The following is a 16,336-nucleotide window of genomic DNA, read 5'->3' as shown; positions in this document are numbered from 1 at the left end:
GCGCGACCGGGATTTGGCAAATTGTAAACGATTGTTGCGTAAGGCGGAGGGTTTTTTGCCATAAATTTGTCAGGCGACGCATAAGCCCGCCCCCATTCCCCCTGCAGGGAAGCAGGCCTTCGCGTCACCATAAAAAAACGCACCCGAGGGTGCGTTTTTCATCCTGCCGGACGCGGCCTTATTTGGCCGGCGTTGGCTGCTGAGCGGGCCGATCTTTTTCCAGATGAGCCAGCTCCAGCGCGATATGCACGGTTTCATCCAGGTACGGATCCGGTTCCTGGTAATCCTTCGGCAAATCGTCGAGCGATTTCAGCGGCTTCTTGCCCGCACGTTCCAGGCGCTCGTTGATGCGTTTCAGACGGGTCGCATCGTCGTCGTGGTTCTCTTTCTCGCGCACCGCCAGATTGAGGGACACGATGTTGCGTTTATCCTTCAGCGCCTTGTAATGCGCGATATCCTGCGCGATGTACTGGAACTCCGGATTCTGCGCGATGCGCTGCTGGTGATCTTTCAGCAGCTCCGGCTCGAACGGCGCCATATCGCCGGTCTTGCTGTAGGTCGCCGCATTGATGCTGTCCCACGGCATGGCGTTGTCTTCAAACGCTTCGCCGGTTTCCGCCGGATCGACGCCGGTCGGCATCAGGATGTCCGGGGTCACCCCTTTGCGCTGGGTGCTGCCGCCGTTGACGCGGTAGAACTTCTGAATGGTGTACTGCACCGACCCCAGCGCCGGCCACTCAGGGCGCAGCATCTGATCGTAGATGCGGTTCAGCGAACGGTACTGCTGCACGGTGCCTTTACCGAAGGTCGGCTCGCCGACGATCAGCGCGCGGCCGTAATCCTGCATCGCCGCCGCGAAGATCTCGGAGGCGGAGGCGCTGAAGCGATCGACCAGCACCACCAGCGGGCCTTTGTAGTAGGTCACGCCGTCGGTGTCGGCGTCTTCACGCACTTTGCCGTTGTTGTCGCGCACCTGCACCACCGGGCCGCTCGGAATGAACAGGCCGGACAGCGACACCGCTTCGGTCAGCGCGCCGCCGCCGTTGGTGCGCAGATCGATGATCACGCTCTTGACGTTCTGCTTGGCCATCTTCTGCAGCTGCACTTTCACGTCATCGGTCAGGCCGACGTAGAAGCCGGGGATGTCGAACACCGCCACCTTCTCTTTGCCGACGGTCTTGATGGTCATTTTCACCGCGCGGTCTTCCAGGCGGATGCGCTCGCGGGTCAGGGTGACCACGCGAGTTTTGGTGCCCTTGCCGGCCGGCAGGATCTCCAGGCGCACCTTGCTGCCCTTCGGCCCTTTGATCAACGACACCACGTCGTCCAGGCGCCAGCCGATCACGTCCACCATCGGTTTGCCGGCCTGGCCGACGCCGACGATGCGATCGCCCACGGTGATCGCCTTGCTCTTCGCCGCCGGGCCGCCCGGCACCATCGAGTTGATCAGGGTGTAGTCGTCATCCATCTGCAGCACCGCGCCAATGCCTTCCAGCGACAGGCTCATTTCGGTGTTGAACTGCTCGGTGTTGCGCGGAGACAGATAGTTGGTGTGCGGGTCGATTTCATGCGCGAAGGCATTCATCGCCAGCTGGAAGACGTCTTCGCTGTTGCTTTGCGTCAGGCGCTTGATGGCGAACTGATAGCGCTTGGTCAGCGTGTCGCGGATTTCTTTGTCGGTCTTGCCGGTCAGCTTGAGGTTCAGCTCGTCATAGGTGACTTTCGCATCCCACAGGCTATCCAGCTCGGCCTTGTCTTTCGGCCACGGCGCTTTGCTGCGGTCGAGATCGATAGTGCCGTTGCCGGTGAAGTTCATCGGCTTGTCCAGCAACGACAACGCATAGGTGTAACGCTCAAAGCGGCGTTTCTGCGCCAGATTGAACAGCGCGTAGAAGGTGTCCAGCTTGCCGGTTTTCAGCTCTTCGCCCACCTGATTGCGTTTGCCGGCGAACTGCGCCACGTCGGAGGCCAGCAACACGTTATGGCTGTAGTCCAGCATGTTCAGGTAGCGATCGAAGATCTTGCCTGAAAACTCCGCGTCGAGGGCGAACTGGCGGTAATGAGAGCGAGTGAAGCGCGAGGTGACGCGCTCACTCACCGTAGCGTGCTGAGGTTCCTGTTGCAGTTGAGGCAGTTGGTCGATGCGGATGTTGGCTGTTTCCGCGCCGTAACTGACACCCGCCCACAGCAGCCCTGCAATCGCTGTTAATCTGACGAATTTGTTCATGCCTGGGTTGGCCTCCGTATCAGAACTGCAAGTGTTCTGCGCGCACAATCATCGCCAGACCGGAAGAGAGCTGCACACGTACGCCATCTTTAGCGATTTCGAGTACGGTAGCATCCATCGCGCTCTTGCCTGCTCTGACTTTGATTTCCTGGCCAATTTGCAGTTTAGAGATATCCGTGACTGGCGCATAACGCGGCTGGTTTTCCTCTTTTGCTGCACGAGGTTGACGAGCTGGCTGTGGGCGAGTTTGTGGGCGCGGCTTGCGGTTCTCCGGCGCGGCTCCGCCTTCGCGACGTGCAGCGGGCTTTTTACCGGCTGGGCGCGGACGGCGTGGCGCGGCATCGGCGGATTCACCGGCGGCTTCACGTTTTTTGGCGTTTTGTTCGGCACGCTGTGCCTGAACGCGCGCTTTGGCTTCTTCAAGCTGCTGGCGAGCATGATCGACATGCTGCTGCTCCAGTTCACCGCACGGATTGCCGTCCAGATCGACGCGCTGCGCGCCGACTTTGACGCCGTACAGGTAACGCCAGCTTGAGGTGTACAGGCGCAGGGCAGAACGCAATTGCGTTTTGCTGAGATTCTCTTCCCCCTGCACGCGCTCTACCAAATCCTGAAAAATACCGATTTTCAGCGGACGAGCTTCGCCTTCGGCGCTAAAGCAGAGCGGAAAACGCTCGGCAAGAAAAGCAATGACTTCTTTACTAGAGTTCAACTTAGGTTGATTTTCCATGAAATTTCCTGATTACAACGGTATTGCCAACAAGCCACAGGCATGAACAGGCGTCATTATAATGACGCCATCGGTAATTGCCACGTTAACCGTCGATCAACTTGCCGCCACAGTCACATATTTCGCACTGTCGCACTGTTCCAGTTGCTCACAAAGCCCCGCCACCACTGCTTTCAAGCCCGCTTCGTCCTGTTCGTCGAAGCGTTGATAAACCGTGCTGTCGATATCCAAAACGCCGATCGCTCGGCCGCCAACCGCCAGCGGCAGCACGATTTCCGCGTTGCTGGCCGCATCGCAGGCGATATGGCCCGGGAACGCATGCACGTCGCCGACGCGCTGCACGCGATTTTCCGCCACCGCCGTGCCGCACACGCCCTTGCCCACCGGAATACGCACGCAGGCGATCTTGCCCTGGAACGGCCCCAGCACCAGTTGGCCGCCATCCATCAGATAGAAACCGACCCAGTTCACGTCATTCAGACGCTCGTTGAGCAACGCGCTGGCGTTGGACAACGCCGCGATAAAGTTGGTTTCCCCGCCGAGCAACGCGCTCAGGTCACGTTTTAATTCCGCGTAGAATTGTTCTTTTGTCATGTGATAACCATTGAAACAGTGAAGATGGCCATAAGCCCAAAGCTTAGGCCCTATAAAATAAGCATTAAATGCGTATAGCCACAAGGTTAATCATCTGTTGCTTCACAAAACCCTGTCGCTCGGGGTATGTTTGCCGCTCAGAATCCCGGTTTACCTCGTTTTACCGTCCGGCGCCCGATCGCCAGTGACGCGGCCGGTTTATTTTTCAGCTACGCTGACAGTTCCGGCGGGCTCAAGGGCAGCTACTTGTCAAAGATGAAAATACACGCGATCACCGCCCCCCTTTCCAAAGGGCGCCACCAGCGCTGCTGCGAGTGCGATCTGCTGTTCGTGCTGCCGCCGCTCAGCGGCAACCAGGCCGCCTATTGCCCGCGCTGCAACGCCAAGGTGGTGAACGGCCGCGACTGGTCGATGACGCGCCTGACCGCCATGGCGATCGCCATGCTGCTGCTGATGCCGTTCGCCTTCACCGAACCGCTGATCAGCATCCGCCTGCTCGGCACGCGCATCGACGCCAGTTTGCTGGAAGGCATCTGGCAGATGAGCCGTCAGGGCGACCCGCTTACCGCCAGCATGGTGGCGTTCTGCACCATCGGCGCCCCGCTGACGCTGGCGCTGTCGTTGCTGTACCTGTGCTTCGGCCACGCGCTCGGCATGAACCTGCGGCCGGTGCTGCTGATGCTGGAGCGGCTGAAAGAGTGGGTGATGCTGGACATCTATCTGATCGGCATGGCGGTGGCGGCGATCAAGGTGCAGGATTACGCCGACATCCAGGCGGGCAGCGCGCTGATCGCCTACCTGTCGCTCACCCTGCTCAGCATCCTGACGCTGATCCACGCCAACCTGGAGCAGCTGTGGGAGCGTTACTATCCGCAGGAACAGCCGAAAGGCCCGCCGGCGGCGCTGCACATTTGCCTGTCCTGCCACTATACCGGCTACCCCGACGCGCGCGGCCGCTGCCCGCGCTGCCACGTGCCGATGTGCCACCGCCAGCCTTACAGCCTGCAGAAAACCTGGGCGGCGCTGATCGCGGCGATGATCCTGTTGATACCGGCCAACCTGCTGCCGATTTCCATCATTTACGCCAACGGCGTGCGCCTCGAAGACACCATATTCTCCGGCGTGGTCTCGCTGGCCACCTCCGGCAACGTGCCGATCGCCGCCATTGTGTTCATCGCCAGCGTGCTGGTGCCCTTTACCAAAGTGATCGTGCTGATCACGCTGTTGTTCAGCATTCACTTCAAAACCTCGCACAGCCTGAAGACGCGCATTCGTCTGCTGCGTCTGGTCGCCTGGATCGGCCGCTGGTCGATGCTCGATCTGTTCGTTATCGCCTTGATGATGTCGCTGGTAAACCGCGACCAGCTGTTATCTTTTACTATGGGACCGGCCGCGTTTTACTTTGGCTCGGCGGTCATTTTGACTATTCTTGCCGTTGAGTGGCTGGATAGCCGATTGATTTGGGATGCACATGCAACAGGAAACGCCGACTACACCGACTGAAGCGCGGGTCAAGAACAAGCGCCGCATTTCACCGTTCTGGTTACTGCCGTTCATCGCCCTGCTGATCGCCGGGTGGCTGGTCTATAACAATTTCCAGGAGCGCGGCACCACCGTCACCATCGATTTCCAATCGGCGGCGGGCATCGTCGCCGGCCGCACGCCGGTGCGCTATCAGGGCGTAGAGGTCGGCACGGTGCAGAAAATCAGCCTGAGCAAAGATTTGCGCAGCATCGTGGTGGAGGCCAGCATCAAAAGCGATCTGGAAGACTCGCTGCGCGAAGGCACTCAGTTCTGGCTGGTGACGCCCAAAGCCTCGCTGGCCGGGGTCTCCGGGCTCGATGCGCTGGTCGGCGGCAACTATATCGGCATGATGCCCGGCAGCGGCAAGGAGCAAACTCACTTCACCGCGCTCGATACCCAGCCGAAATACCGCCTGAACACCGGCGAGCTGATGATCCACCTGCACGCCGACGATCTCGGCTCGCTCAACAGCGGCTCGCTGGTCTACTACCGTAAAATCCCGGTCGGCAAGGTGTATGACTACACCATCAGCGAAGGCAACAAGGGCGTGACCATCGACGTGCTGATCGACCGCCGTTTCGCCAACCTGGTGAAGAGCAACAGCCGCTTCTGGAATGTCTCCGGTTTCAAGGGCGATTTCAGCCTGTCCGGCGCGACGGTGCAAATGGAGAGCCTGGCGGCGCTGGTCAACGGCGCCATCGCCTTCGATTCGCCGGCCGATGGCCAGCAGGCCAAGGGCGATCAGAGCTATACCCTGTATCCGGATCTGGCCCACAGCCAGCGCGGCGTCAATATCCTGCTGGATCTGCCGAGCGGCAACAGCCTGAGTGAAAACCGCACGCCGCTGATGTACCAGGGGCTGCAGGTCGGCACCCTGACCAAGCTGACGTTGCAACAGGACAGCAAAGTGGTCGGTGAACTGACCATCGATCCTTCGGTGGTCGATCTGATGCGCAGCGGCACCCGCATCGTGATGCGCAGCCCGCGCATCAGCCTCAACGACGCCAAGCTCAGCCAACTGCTGACCGGCACCACGCTGGAGCTGGTGCCGGGCGAAGGTGAGCCGCAGCAGCGCTTCAACGTGCTGGACAGCAGCGAAACGCTGTTGCAGCAGCCTGGCGTGCTGACCGTCACGCTGAATGCGCCGCAAAGCTACGGCATCGACGTTGGGCAACCGCTGGTGGTGCACGGCGTGAAAGTCGGCCAGATCCTGAGCCGCACCCTGACCGCCGGCGGCGTGGTGTTCACCGCCGCCATCGACGCGCAGTATCGCGGCCTGCTGCACAAAGACAGCAAATTCGTGGTCAACAGCCGGCTCGACGTCAAGCTGGGCATCGACGGCATGGAAGTGCTCGGCGCCAGCGCCCAGGAATGGGTGGACGGCGGCGTGCGCATTATTCCCGGCAGCAAGGGGGAACCGGGCGGCCAATACCCGCTGTACGCCAACAGCGAAAAAGCCGAGGAAGGCATCGTCGGCAACGCCCCTTCCACCACCCTGACCCTCAGCGCCACCAGCCTGCCGGATGTGCAAGCCGGTTCGGTGGTGCTGTACCGCAAATTCCAGGTGGGCGAGATCGTCAACGTTCGGCCGAAGGCCAACGAGTTTGAGGTTGACGTCTACATCAGCCCGGAATACCGCAAGCTGCTGACCCGCGAAAGCATCTTTTGGGCCGAAGGCGGCGCCAAGGTGCAGCTCAACGGCAGCGGGCTGACGGTGCAGGCTTCGCCGCTTAACCGCGCGCTGAAAGGCGCCATCAGCTTCGACAACCTGCAGGGCGTGACGCTCAACAAGGGCGCCAACCGCGTGCTGTACGCCAGCGAAACCGCCGCCCGCGCGGTGGGCAGCCAAATCATGCTGCGAACCTACGACGCCAGCAAGCTGTCGGCGGGCATGCCGCTGCGCTACCTCGGTATCGACGTCGGCCAGGTGGAGTCGCTGCAGCTGGCGCCGGAGCGCAACGAAGTGTTGGCCAAAGCGGTGCTGTATCCGGAATATGTGCACACTTTCGCGCGTCTGGGCAGCCGCTTCTCGATCGTTTCGCCGGAGATCTCCGCCGCCGGCGTCAGCAATCTCGATACCCTGCTCCAGCCTTATATCAACGTGGAGCCGGGGCGCGGCCGCGAGCTGCGCACCTTCGAGCTGCAGCAGGCCAGCATCACCGACTCGCGCTATCTCGACGGCCTGAGCGTAGTGCTCGACGCCGCCGAAACCGGCTCGCTGCAGATCGGCACGCCGGTGCTGTTCCGCGGCGTAGAGGTCGGTACCATCACCGGCTTCTACCTTGGCGCCATGTCCGATCGGGTGCACGTCGCGCTGCGCATCAGCAAGAAATATCAGCATCTGGTGCGCAACAACAGCGTGTTCTGGCTGGCTTCGGGTTACAACCTGCAGTTCGGCCTGACCGGCGGCGTGATCAAGAGCGGCACCTTCCAGCAGTTCATCCGCGGCGGTATCGCCTTCGCCACGCCGCCGACTATTCCGCTGGCGCCGAAAGCCACGCCGAACAAACACTTCCTGCTGAATCCGGAAGAGCCTAAGGACTGGAAAACCTGGGGCACCGCCATTCCGCGCGATTAAATTTCGCATTTTCCTCAGGGCCTGGCATCGCCGGGCCCTGTTTTTTTCCGCTTTGTGATAAACTCTCGCCCTTATCTTTATTGCACCCTGAGAGTTCGCCCCGTGGCCAAATCCACCACCGTTTTTCTGCCCCCCGCTTTCCTTGACGCCACCCGCGCCATCATGCCCGCCGAGCTGGCGATGGACGATTTTATCGCCGCCTGCCAACGCCCGCTGCGCCGCAGCCTGCGCGTCAATACGCTGAAAATCAGCGTCGCCGATTTCCTGGCGCTGGTGCAGGATTACGACTGGCGACTGGAGCCCATTCCCTGGTGCGCGGAAGGGTTCTGGATCGAGCGCGACGATGAAGAGCTGCGCCTGGGCAGCGCCGCCGAACACCTGAGCGGCCTGTTCTACATTCAGGAAGCCAGTTCGATGCTGCCGGTCAGCGCACTGTTCGCGGGCGGCGCGGCGCCGACTCGGGTGCTGGACGTGGCGGCGGCGCCGGGATCCAAAACCACCCAGATCGCCGCGCTGATGGGCAATCAGGGCGGCATCGTCGCCAACGAATACTCCGCCAGCCGGGTGAAAGTGCTGCACGCCAATATCAGCCGCTGCGGCGTGAAGAACACCGCGCTGACCCACTTCGACGGCCGGGTGTTCGGCGCCGCGCTGCCGGAGAGCTTCGACGCCATTCTGCTCGACGCCCCCTGCTCCGGCGAAGGCGTGGTGCGCAAGGATCCGGACGCCATGAGCAACTGGTCGCCGGAAAGCGTGGCCGAGATCGCCGCCACCCAACGCGAACTGATCGACAGCGCGTTTCATGCGCTGGCGCCGGGCGGCGTGATGGTTTACTCCACCTGCACGCTCAATGCGCAGGAAAACCAGCAGGTGGTGCGTTGGCTGCTGGACACCTACGGCGACGCGGTCAGCATCGAGCCGCTGGGCGAGCTGTTCCCCGGCGCCGACAAGGCGCTGACCGCCGAAGGTTTCCTGCACGTCTTCCCGCAGATTTACGACAGCGAAGGCTTTTTCGTCGCCCGCCTGCGCAAACGGCGCGCCGTGGCGCCGTTGCCGAAGCCGACCTACAAAGTCGGTAAATTCCCGTTCAGCCCGCTGTCCGGCAAAGAAGCGGCGCAGGTCGCCCAAGCCGCCGCCGCATCCGGCTTAACCTGGGGCGATGACGGCCGGCTATGGGAGCGCGACAAAGAGATCTGGCTGTTCCCGGCCGAGCTGGAACCGCTGTTCGGCAAGGTGCGCTTCTCGCGCATCGGCCTCAAACTGGCGGAGCGTTTCCCTAAAGGTTTCCGTTGGCAGCACGAGGCGGCGATCGCGCTGGCCGGCACCGGCGGCAAAGCGCATTTCGAGCTGGACGCCGCGCTGGCGCAGGAGTGGTATCACGGCCGCGATCTCTACCCGGAACTGCCGCCGGCGGGCGATGAATGCATCGTCACCTACCAAGGGCAGCCGCTGGGCATCGCCAAGCGCATCGGTAGCCGTATCAAGAACAACCTGCCGCGCGAGCTGGTGCGCGACGGCGCGCTGGATTTCCACCTGTAAACGATACCGCGCCGGGGAATAAAACGCCCCGGCGATAAAATAACGCCAATAATATTCCTATCACCGTTCGTTATTATTCTAATCATTTCAATTTATCGGTATACCTCACCTGTAAGCCCCGTCAGCCGGGGGATGGGAATAAAAAGTTTCTCGCTTTCATCAAGACAATTCCCGATTCTTATTCTATTAATTAAAGTGCAGCTAAATGAATACGTTCAACCCACCTCTGGGTGGCGTCTTTGCGGGCTTTCTCTCATACGGCAAGGAATATAAGATGAAAAAAACTCTGATGGCATTGACCTCGGTAGCAACCCTGCTGTGCGCCAACGGCGCGGCTAACGCAGCAGGCACCATTCAAGGCACGCTAGGCGTGACGCTGACTATCGGCGCCGGTTGCGTCGTGGGGGGCGGCAACAGCAGCGGTTCCGTCAACGACTTCGGCTCCATCAGCTTCGGCACTTACTCTTCACTGGCCAACATCATCGACGCCAGCGCCACCGGCGCAGGGGGGGCCGGTACGCTGTCATTGACCTGCACCACCGGCACAGACTACACGGTGGCGCTGGACAACGGGCTCCACGTCACGTCAGGCACCCAACGCCGCATGGCCAGCACCGCAGGCGCATTCATCAGCTATAACCTTTACCAGGATGCCGCGCGCACCACCGCCTGGGGCAGCGGCGCCAACGCGCTGACCGGCACCGGCACCGGCGCCGCCGTTCCGCTGATCGTGTATGGCCGCGTGCCGGCGGCCGGTTCTACCCCAGCGGCGGACACCTATAACGACACCGTCACGATGACGGTCACCTGGTAACGGTGCGGCTCGCGCTTTGCTGCGGCGGATTATGGGCGTGCAGCCTGTTGGCGCTGGCCGACAGTAAAACGGCGACCCTCGGCGTCAGCGCGACCTTACTCAGCGCCTGTGAAGCCGGCAGCAGCTCAGGCGGCAACGTCAGCTTCGGCACGCTGAATTTCGGCACGCTGTATTTTCTCAGCACCGCCACCAGCGTCGCCGGGCAGCAAAACGCCGGCGCCATTCGGGTGAAATGCACCAACGGCACCAGCTACAGCGTTCTGCTTGGCGGCGGGCAAAGCGGCAATACCGCGGCCCGCTACCTGCAAAGCGCGGCCGGCCAACGGGTGAATTACAACCTGTACACCAACGCCGCCCACAGCACCATTTGGGACAATCTGACGGGCGTGTCACAAACCGCCAACGGTGCGGACAACTGGCTGCCGGTCTATGGCATGATTCCGGCGCAGTCCACGCCCCCGACAGGCAGCTACACCGATACGGTACAGGTCACGATCAATTGGTAATGACGATGCGCGCTTCCATTTGCGGTTTGCTGTTCTGCCTGCCGCTTTCCCCGGCCCAAAGCGATACCGGCGTCAACGACTTGACCAAAAGCCAGCCGTTCACCGTCAATGCAACCGTGGTAAAAGGCTGCGTATTGGGCAGCGGCGTCAGCGACGTGACCACCTTCGGCACCCTGAACTTCGGCCAGTTGTCCTCGCTGAGCAACGCGGTCAGCGTCGTCTCCAGCAGCGGCGCCGGTTCGGTGCTGTTTCGCTGCAACCCGGGGCTGAGCGTTACGCTGGCCCTCGGCGTCGGCAATCATGTGACCGGATCCATCGCCGGCGGCAGAAAATTACAAAACGCCGCCACGTCGGAAACGCTGCTGTATCAACTTTATCAAGACAGCAACTACGCCACCCTTTGGGGGGATGGCGCCAACGGCGGCGCGGCGCAGACCGTCGCCGCCACCGGCAGCACGCAAGAAATCAAGGTTTACGCCCGTCTGTTTTCGACCAGTACCCTGCCCACCAGTGGCGTTTACAGCGATACGGTCTTGTTGACGGTCACTTATTAAGTTTTTTTGCAATAAGGATGAGTTATGCGCATACCCTTCCGCCTGCCGTTAACGGCAGCCCTGCTCCTGGCAAGCCAGCAGCACGCCCTGGCCGCGGCCTCCATTCTCATTTGGCCAATCGATCCGGTGATTGAAGATCAACAACAGGCCACCGCGCTGTGGCTGGAAAATCGCGACAGCAAACCGGTCTATATGCAAATTCGCGTGTTGGGTTGGCGGCAAACCGCCGGCAAAGACGATTACAGCAACCAAAGCGACGTGATCGCCAGCCCGCCGGTGGCGTCGATCGCGCCAGGCAAACGCCAGCTGATACGCCTGATCAAACAGTCGGCCCCGGCGGCGGGACAGGAGCGCGCCTACCGCATTTTGGTCGATGAAGTACCGGTGAAAGAACAGTCGTCGGGCGCCGCTCCCGGCGGTGCGGAGATGGGGCTGAAATTCCAGATGCGCTACTCGGTGCCGCTGTTCGTCAGCGGTAAGGGCATTTGGACCAAACAGGACAGCGAAAAACCGCGCGATTACGCGACCGCCAGCCAACCTCAGCTCAGCTATCGTCTACAGCAGCAAAGCAGCGAACGCTGGCTGGAGGTGCGAAATCAAGGCGCAGTGCATGCCCGCATGTCGAAAGTGACGCTGCAAGGCCGCAGCCTGAATCCCGGTCTGATGGGATACGTGCTGCCCGGTTCGCAAATGCGCTTCGCCTTGCCGCCCGCCGGCGGTTTCAGCAGCGGCAAACTGATGGCCACGGTCAATGACAACAAACAGCCCGTAGCCATTCCGTCTTATTGAGGCCCAGGTGCAGCCGACAGGGAGGCTATCGACGCGGCGTTTCAGCCTTAAGCCGCTGGCGTTTGCCATGCTGAGCATGGCGGCCGGCGGCCGGCGGCTGGCTGCCGTTTGCGCTCGGCGACGATCTGCCGCCGCCGCCCAGCGCCGTCAGCATGCCGGACACCATGCTGTATCTGGAGCCGGTCGTCAACGGGCGCCAAACCGGCAACGTCGTGCCGGTCAACTACCGCGGCGGCCATTACTACATGACACCCCAGCAACTGCTCGACGCCGGGCTGCCGGTAGCGGATAAGCAGGCGAAAGAGATCGCCGTCGATCGGCTGGAGAAGGTGGATGTCAGCTACAGCGGCGAGAGCCAGCAGTTGCTGATCAACGTGCCCAACGACTGGTTGCCGCAGCAAACCATCGGCGCCCATTCACCGTTGCAGCGCTTGCCGGCGCAAAGCAGCCTGGGTTTGCTGTTCAACTACGACATCTATGCCAGCCAAAGCAACGGCAATGGCCGGCCGGGCTACCTGTCGGCGTGGAGCGAACAGCGGCTGTTCGACGGGTTCGGCGTCATCGCCAACACCGGCATCTACCGCAGCGGGTTTAACGGCGGGCCGAACGACGATGGCGGGCGCTATATTCGATACGACAGCTACTGGCGTTTCAACGACGACCAGCGGATGCTGAGTGTGATCGCCGGTGACCTTACCACCGGCTCGCTCCCCTGGAGCAGCGCCGTGCGCATCGGCGGCTTGCAATTGGCGCGCAATTTCGCGGTGCGCCCGGATCTTATCACCTACCCGCTGCCGCAATTTTCCGGCCAGGCGGCATTGCCCAGCAGCGTCGATTTATACATCAACAGCTATAAAAACAGCACCACCAACATCAATCCCGGGCCGTTCACCCTCAACAGCGTGCCCTACATTAATGGCGCGGGTCAGGCCACCGTCGTCACCACCGACGCCCTCGGCCGCCAGGTCAGCACCACGGTGCCGTTCTACGTGGCCAGCAACCTGCTGCAGACCGGCATGAGCGATTTCAGCATTTCCACCGGCCTGCTGCGGCGCAACTACGGGTTGAATTCTGCCGATTACGGGCAATGGGTCGGCAGCGCCAGCTTACGTTACGGCGTCACTGATTGGTTAACCCTGGAAGGACGCGCCGAAGGCGCAGCCGAGTTGGCGGTTGGCGGCGCCGGCGCCGACCTTCGCGTCGGGCAATGGGGGGTTCTCAACGCGTCCTACAGCGTCAGCCAGGCCGGCGATGAAGCGTTTAACGGCGAATGGGCGATACAATCCCCCACCTATTACGATCCGCTGACCGGCAGGCCGTTGCAACAGCCGGATCCCCAGCCCGTCTATCGCTACGCCGGCAACCACGGCGATCAGAGCAGCTTTGGTTACACCTACAGCAACCAACGTTTCAGCCTCAACGCCCAACGCATCCTGCGCAGCGCCGATTTTGGCGACATTTCCGTGTATAAAAGCGACTACCGCCTGAGCCGCCGCACCGATCAGTTGACCGGCAGCGTCAGCCTGGGCCGGCTCGGCAACCTCGGCGCCGGTTATTTTGACGTCCGCGACGCCATCGCTCAGCGAACCCGCCTGGTGAACCTGTCCTACAGCGTATCGCTTTGGCGCAACAGCAGCCTGTACGCTTCGCTGAACCGGGAAATCGGCAGCAGCGGTTACAGCGCCCAGCTGCAGCTCTCCATTCCGTTCGACAGCTGGGGCACGGCCAGCTTCAGCGCCGCGCGCGACAACAACAACCGCTGGAGCGAACGCGTCAGCTACAGCCGCGCCGCGCCGACCGATGGCGGTTTCGGCTGGAATCTGGCCTACGCCAATAACCCGAGCGGCGGCGATTACCGCCAGGCCGATCTGACCTGGCGCACCCGCAGACTCGAAGCCCGAGCGGGCGTATACGGCACCCGCGATGAAACCAACCACTGGGGAGAAATCAGCGGTTCGCTGGTGGCGATGAACGGCGGCGTGTACGCCACCAACACCATCAACGATGCCTTTGCGCTGGTGTCCACGCAAGGATACGCCAACATTCCGGTGAGCTATGAGAACCAGCCGATCGGCAAGACCGACGCCCAGGGCTATTTACTGGTGCCGACCGTCACCTCTTACTACCATGCGAAATTCCAGATTGATCCGCTCAGCCTGCCCGCCGACGTCGCGCTGCCGACGGTGGAGAAAACCGTCGCCATTCGCGATCACAGCGGTTTTCTGGTTGAGTTCCCCATCCAACCCATCTCCGCCGCCGACGTCGAACTGGTTGACGAGCAAGGCAAACCGTTGGCCAACGGCAGCCAGGTGGCGGTGGTTGGCGGCAATCAGCAAAGCTATGTCGGTTGGGATGGCATGACCTATATCGACCCGGTGCAACAGCACAATCGGCTGAGCGTGATCCCGGCCGACGGCGGCCCACCGTGTCAGGCGGAATTCAGCCTGGCGAAGCCTCAGGGCATCCAGCGCGTCGGCCCGGTTGTCTGCCGCTAATTCAACGACGGAGAGTCACTATGTTTCGGGGATTGAAAGCCTTCTTATTGTTAACCCTCTCGCTGCTGTTCTGTCAGCGCGCATTCGCCGACTGCGCCACCACCAACGGCACCGTCACCTTACCGGGAAGCAGCTCTTTCGTGGTCTACAACGGGCAGATCAACGCCCAGGGCACCGCCGGCCTCAACTGCACCGGCCTCGGGCTATCGCTGCTGTCGCAGAACACCGTCACGGTCAAGGTTGCGTCGACCACCAACGGCATGGCGGTCGCCAACACCGACGGTTCCGGCGATAAAATCGCCTACCTGATCTATCCCGACGCCAACTATCAATATCCCTACAGCATCGGGCAGACCATTGACTACAGCTCGCTGAACCTGCTGTCGTTGATCCTGATCTCCTCCAACGTCAACTTTCCGCTGTATATCAAAACCACCGCCGGCGCCAACGTGCGTTCGGGCACCTATACCGACACCATCAACCTGATCTGGAACTACCATATCTGCGGCCTCGGCGTGCTCGGCCTGTGCATCTGGTGGGACGGCGTCAACAAGGCCAGCACGGTCAGCGTCAGCGTCGCCATCACCAAAGACTGCCTGATCGGCACCGCGCCCAACGTCAACTTCGGCAGCATGGCGTTGGTCGGGCAGTTCAATCCTGTCAATCAGAGCATCACCCTGACCTGCACCAAAACCGAGGGATACAACACCTATTTCACCAACGGCAATAACCCGGTCTCCGGTTGGCGGCGTATGAAAAGCGGCACCAGCAATTTCATGCAGTATCAGATTTACTTGCCCAATACGACGACCGTTTGGGATAGCACCAACAAACAGAGCGGCGCCGGCACCGGGCTGGCGCAAAGCATCCCGTATAAGGCGGCGGTCAATGCGGCGCAGACGGAAGTGGCGGTCGGTAGCTATCAAGACAATCTCAGTTTTGTGGTGGAGTACTAGGCGCGGTGCTTTGCCGCCGTGGAAATTGTTTCCAAAATGTAATTTTTATGTGGCATTTTTTGCTCATTTGGCTATGCTCTTACCGATGGCCGCACTGGTCTAACCTCCTACCACACCATTGAGCAAGGAGTTCCCATGAGCAAAACCGTCGTAAAAATTGGCAGCTTCGAGGTCGATGACGCGCATCTTCACGCCGGCGCCGACCGCGCCGGCACCCTGAGCATTCCCTGCAAGTCCGATCCGGATCTGTGCATGCAGCTGGACGGTTGGGATGAACACACCAGCATTCCGGCGATCCTCGACGGCAAACAGTCACTGCTGTACAAGCAGCACTACGATCGGCAGGCGGACGCCTGGGTGATGCGGCTGGCATGAAAATGCATCAGAACTGCTGACGACGCGCTGTTTTCATCGGAAACAGCGCGTTTTTTTATGCGATGGCGATGCCGCGGCCGGCAAAGAAAGGGGTGAAGCGGCTGAGCGGCAGGTGCACCCGCTCGCGCGTCGCCGGGCTGTCGCCCGAAGGATTGTGGAAGGTCACGCTTTGCGCATCGGCGGCGGTGATCAGCACCAGATGCCCGCCCCGCTGCGGCGGAATGCTCTCCGGCCGGCGAATGGAAGGGTGTACCGAGGCGATAAAGTAGCGGCATTCTTGAAGCAGCGCCGGCACGTCAGCGGCCTCCAGCCCCACCTTCACCTCCGCTTGCAGCGCGAACTGCTCGCGTACGAACTCGACGAACGGCGCGTAAATCAGCCCCTTTATCCGCTCCCCTTCGCGCACATAGGCGCCGTAAGGCAGGCTGCGCCGCGCCAGCTCCAGCAGCGGCGGCGCTTCGCCGTCGCGGTGGCCCAGCACCATTTTCAGACAGGCCATGCCGCACACGTGATTGGCCCACTCGACGTACTCCGCTCGATCGCGGGCGCCGCTGCGCGCCCAATTTTCGTCTTGCGCCAGCGTCGCGCGGCCGGCGATCAGATCGGCGGCCAGCTCCGGGCTGGCCCACTGGCACTCGTAAGGAACGGCGCGCAT

At 61.4% G+C, this 16,336-nt stretch carries 14 protein-coding genes; 10 read left to right on the top strand and 4 right to left on the bottom strand.

Annotation, left to right across the window (positions count from 1 at the left end; translation table 11 throughout):
- Nucleotides 1-178: 178 nt before the first annotated feature.
- The 3 genes from prc to REA38_RS12545 all read right to left on the bottom strand — a co-directional run bounded on the left by prc (nucleotide 179) and on the right by REA38_RS12545 (nucleotide 3,551).
- The gene (gene prc / locus REA38_RS12555; protein WP_308885976.1) at nucleotides 179-2,227 is read right to left on the bottom strand and encodes a carboxy terminal-processing peptidase; all 2,049 of its coding nucleotides are present in this window, start codon (nucleotides 2,225-2,227) and stop codon (nucleotides 179-181) included.
- Between the two features lie 19 nt (nucleotides 2,228-2,246).
- Entirely contained in the window at nucleotides 2,247-2,957 is a 711-nt protein-coding gene (gene proQ, locus REA38_RS12550; protein WP_033638287.1) for an RNA chaperone ProQ, read from the bottom strand.
- 96 nt (nucleotides 2,958-3,053) lie between these two features.
- Nucleotides 3,054-3,551 (bottom strand): GAF domain-containing protein, encoded by a 498-nt coding sequence (locus REA38_RS12545; protein ID WP_079656466.1) that lies wholly within the window; start codon nucleotides 3,549-3,551, stop codon nucleotides 3,054-3,056.
- A 255-nt stretch (nucleotides 3,552-3,806) separates the two neighbouring features.
- Between REA38_RS12545 and yebS the strand changes: the two genes are divergently transcribed.
- The 10 genes from yebS (at nucleotide 3,807) to REA38_RS12495 (ending at nucleotide 15,681) form a co-directional block, all read left to right on the top strand.
- Complete coding sequence (gene yebS / locus REA38_RS12540) at nucleotides 3,807-5,054, top strand: membrane integrity lipid transport subunit YebS (RefSeq protein ID WP_308885974.1); 1,248 nt, start codon at nucleotides 3,807-3,809, stop codon at nucleotides 5,052-5,054.
- Nucleotides 5,023-7,653 (top strand): PqiB family protein, encoded by a 2,631-nt coding sequence (locus REA38_RS12535; RefSeq protein ID WP_033647432.1) that lies wholly within the window; start codon nucleotides 5,023-5,025, stop codon nucleotides 7,651-7,653. Before yebS ends, REA38_RS12535 begins: the two co-directional genes overlap by 32 nt.
- Nucleotides 7,654-7,755: 102 nt before the next feature.
- Nucleotides 7,756-9,192 carry a 16S rRNA (cytosine(1407)-C(5))-methyltransferase RsmF gene (gene rsmF, locus REA38_RS12530; protein ID WP_308885973.1) on the top strand — a complete coding sequence of 479 codons (1,437 nt, stop codon included), beginning with the start codon at nucleotides 7,756-7,758 and terminating at the stop codon, nucleotides 9,190-9,192.
- A gap of 274 nt (nucleotides 9,193-9,466) precedes the next feature.
- On the top strand, nucleotides 9,467-10,006 hold the full coding sequence (locus REA38_RS12525; protein WP_033638282.1) for a spore coat U domain-containing protein: 540 nt from the start codon (nucleotides 9,467-9,469) through the stop codon (nucleotides 10,004-10,006).
- Between the two features lie 2 nt (nucleotides 10,007-10,008).
- Complete coding sequence (locus REA38_RS12520) at nucleotides 10,009-10,512, top strand: spore coat U domain-containing protein (RefSeq protein WP_161726211.1); 504 nt, start codon at nucleotides 10,009-10,011, stop codon at nucleotides 10,510-10,512.
- Nucleotides 10,512-11,066 (top strand): spore coat U domain-containing protein, encoded by a 555-nt coding sequence (locus REA38_RS12515; RefSeq protein ID WP_033646335.1) that lies wholly within the window; start codon nucleotides 10,512-10,514, stop codon nucleotides 11,064-11,066. The genes REA38_RS12520 and REA38_RS12515 overlap by 1 nt, the downstream gene beginning before the upstream one ends.
- A gap of 24 nt (nucleotides 11,067-11,090) precedes the next feature.
- Nucleotides 11,091-11,855: a molecular chaperone gene (locus REA38_RS12510; protein WP_033653896.1), complete on the top strand. Its 765-nt coding sequence runs from the start codon at nucleotides 11,091-11,093 to the stop codon at nucleotides 11,853-11,855.
- A gap of 152 nt (nucleotides 11,856-12,007) precedes the next feature.
- Complete coding sequence (locus REA38_RS12505; RefSeq protein ID WP_308885972.1) at nucleotides 12,008-14,350, top strand: fimbria/pilus outer membrane usher protein; 2,343 nt, start codon at nucleotides 12,008-12,010, stop codon at nucleotides 14,348-14,350.
- Nucleotides 14,351-14,370: 20 nt separating this feature from the next.
- Nucleotides 14,371-15,306, top strand: coding sequence for a spore coat protein U domain-containing protein (locus tag REA38_RS12500; protein WP_033638278.1), 936 nt, complete (start codon nucleotides 14,371-14,373; stop codon nucleotides 15,304-15,306).
- A gap of 135 nt (nucleotides 15,307-15,441) precedes the next feature.
- Nucleotides 15,442-15,681 carry a DUF1480 family protein gene (locus tag REA38_RS12495; protein WP_004931517.1) on the top strand — a complete coding sequence of 80 codons (240 nt, stop codon included), beginning with the start codon at nucleotides 15,442-15,444 and terminating at the stop codon, nucleotides 15,679-15,681.
- Between the two features lie 55 nt (nucleotides 15,682-15,736).
- On the opposite strand, the gene REA38_RS12490 is transcribed toward REA38_RS12495, so the two are convergent.
- Nucleotides 15,737-16,336: a hypothetical protein gene (locus tag REA38_RS12490; RefSeq protein ID WP_033646337.1), complete on the bottom strand. Its 600-nt coding sequence runs from the start codon at nucleotides 16,334-16,336 to the stop codon at nucleotides 15,737-15,739.

Origin of the sequence: Serratia sp. MF1(2023), assembly GCF_030954545.1 — a bacterium.
In the GTDB taxonomy this organism is placed as follows: domain Bacteria; phylum Pseudomonadota; class Gammaproteobacteria; order Enterobacterales; family Enterobacteriaceae; genus Serratia; species Serratia sarumanii.
This window is presented reverse-complemented; position numbering and strand designations above follow the sequence as displayed.

Coding starts and splice junctions, on each gene's coding strand:
- prc (WP_308885976.1), bottom strand. CDS start 2,227: ATGAACAAATTCGTCAGATTAACAGCGATTGCAGGGCTGCTGTGGGCG.
- proQ (WP_033638287.1), bottom strand. CDS start 2,957: ATGGAAAATCAACCTAAGTTGAACTCTAGTAAAGAAGTCATTGCTTTT.
- REA38_RS12545 (WP_079656466.1), bottom strand. CDS start 3,551: ATGACAAAAGAACAATTCTACGCGGAATTAAAACGTGACCTGAGCGCG.
- yebS (WP_308885974.1), top strand. CDS start 3,807: ATGAAAATACACGCGATCACCGCCCCCCTTTCCAAAGGGCGCCACCAG.
- REA38_RS12535 (WP_033647432.1), top strand. CDS start 5,023: ATGCAACAGGAAACGCCGACTACACCGACTGAAGCGCGGGTCAAGAAC.
- REA38_RS12525 (WP_033638282.1), top strand. CDS start 9,467: ATGAAAAAAACTCTGATGGCATTGACCTCGGTAGCAACCCTGCTGTGC.
- REA38_RS12515 (WP_033646335.1), top strand. CDS start 10,512: ATGACGATGCGCGCTTCCATTTGCGGTTTGCTGTTCTGCCTGCCGCTT.
- REA38_RS12510 (WP_033653896.1), top strand. CDS start 11,091: ATGCGCATACCCTTCCGCCTGCCGTTAACGGCAGCCCTGCTCCTGGCA.
- REA38_RS12505 (WP_308885972.1), top strand. CDS start 12,008: ATGCCGGACACCATGCTGTATCTGGAGCCGGTCGTCAACGGGCGCCAA.
- REA38_RS12500 (WP_033638278.1), top strand. CDS start 14,371: ATGTTTCGGGGATTGAAAGCCTTCTTATTGTTAACCCTCTCGCTGCTG.
- REA38_RS12495 (WP_004931517.1), top strand. CDS start 15,442: ATGAGCAAAACCGTCGTAAAAATTGGCAGCTTCGAGGTCGATGACGCG.
- REA38_RS12490 (WP_033646337.1), bottom strand. CDS start 16,336: ATGCGCGCCGTTCCTTACGAGTGCCAGTGGGCCAGCCCGGAGCTGGCC.